Genomic DNA, 1,559 nt, shown 5'->3' on the forward strand with positions numbered 1-1,559 from the left:
TTAAGTGACCGAAGGGACAGCCGCGACGCGGTTAGGCAATGCAAGGTTGTCCGGCTGAATAAACTTCCCTGCTATTGAATTATCTTCTTCGAAACCTCTTCTTCCTACTTCGGCCGGACCAAGGAGCGATAGCGACGCTGCGTGAATACGGTGTTATACGCTGGTTCGTTCTTCTTCGAGATCTCCCCCACATTGCTTGTTCTTCTCTTGGGTTGTACAATTAGTGTAGAAGTTCTTATCGGAGGTGTAAATTCATGAAGTGGGTTAGTATTCGTGATCAATTCCCTAATTGTTGGGTACTTGTAGAAGCATTGTCCGCTCATTCCATTAGTCATAAAAGAACAATTGATGAAATGTCTGTCATATCTGATTATATCAATCCGAAAGAAGCTTGGGCTACTTATAAAAATCTACACTTCTCAGATCCCTCTCGTGAACTGTATGTCTTCTATACCGGCAATGAACAAATTGAAGTTATTGAACAGCCATTCACTGGGATTAGAGGTCTTCAACGAAAATTGAATTAATTAATGGGCTTCCTATTGTTGCTCTATCTCTTATATACAATCATAAATCTATTTCCTTAGATAACGTTCTTCTCGATTCTGGGTGTGCCAGAACTATATTTGATACTGATGCTGTAGAGCCAATCGGATTAGATCCTGACTTTATCAATGGAAAATCAGTAAGAATGTACGGTGTTGGTGGTCAAAGCGAATTATGCTACCAACAGAAAGTTCAAAATCTTAAAATTAATCACATCTTACTTGAGTCATTTACTATTCAGTTAGGTTTGACGAAAGAACCATACGGATTTGATGCAATTCTTGGTGTTGATATTCTTTCATCTTTCGGTTTGAAAATAGATTTTGAGAACTTAATGGTTTTTTAGCTTTAACGAACTTGCGTATAACGTTTTTGTATTCACGAACCTTCACTGCCTTAAACGACCGTAGGGAGTGCAAGGTTGTCCGGATGAATTGGCTTCTCTGCTACTGAATCAACCTTCCTGAAACCTCATCTTTCTACTTCTGCCGACCAAGGAGCAATAGCGACGCAGCGTGAATACGGTGTTATCAGATTTTGGTGCCTTTTATGTAATACATTCAAAAATTGATCTTAAAAATCTGGCAACGCCATTACAATTATTACTTTCAATTATTTTATCTGCTCTATTTAATAATATCTCATGTGCGTTTTCTACAGCATATTTCTCGTCTGCAACTTCAAACATGGATAAATCATTTAGATTATCTCCAAAACAAATCAATCTCTTATAATCGAATTTTTCTTTTAAATATAAGACTGCTTCTTTCTTTGTTGCATGATTACTTGAAATTTCTAACCAATTAAACCCCGGAGTGTATATGTCCGGTCCAAAATGACAAGTACATCTTTTTTCATTGACATATTCTTTGTAAGCTACTTCGAGTTGATTGATGCTATCTATTGCATTTATAGTAATTATGTTGTCATGCAAACACTCTTTGTAATCTTGAATAAGTCTGAATCTTGTATCGCCTTTGCTTAGTCTGTTACCAATGTAATTTTCCTCACTC

2 protein-coding genes are annotated in these 1,559 nt (G+C 36.9%); one reads left to right on the plus strand and one right to left on the minus strand.

Features of this window, described 5'->3' with window-relative positions:
- Positions 1 to 254: 254 nt before the first annotated feature.
- A complete protein-coding gene (locus M6D81_RS31440) occupies positions 255 to 527 on the plus strand; it encodes a hypothetical protein (protein ID WP_262681604.1) in 273 nt (90 codons plus the stop codon).
- Between the two features lie 566 nt (positions 528 to 1,093).
- Here the strand turns inward: M6D81_RS31440 and M6D81_RS31445 are convergent.
- A partial coding sequence (locus M6D81_RS31445; RefSeq protein WP_262681605.1) for an HAD family hydrolase occupies positions 1,094 to 1,559 on the minus strand: 466 nt, incomplete at its 5' end.

The sequence above is a fragment of the Paenibacillus sp. J5C2022 genome (assembly GCF_025567625.1).
Lineage (GTDB): Bacteria > Bacillota > Bacilli > Paenibacillales > Paenibacillaceae > Pristimantibacillus.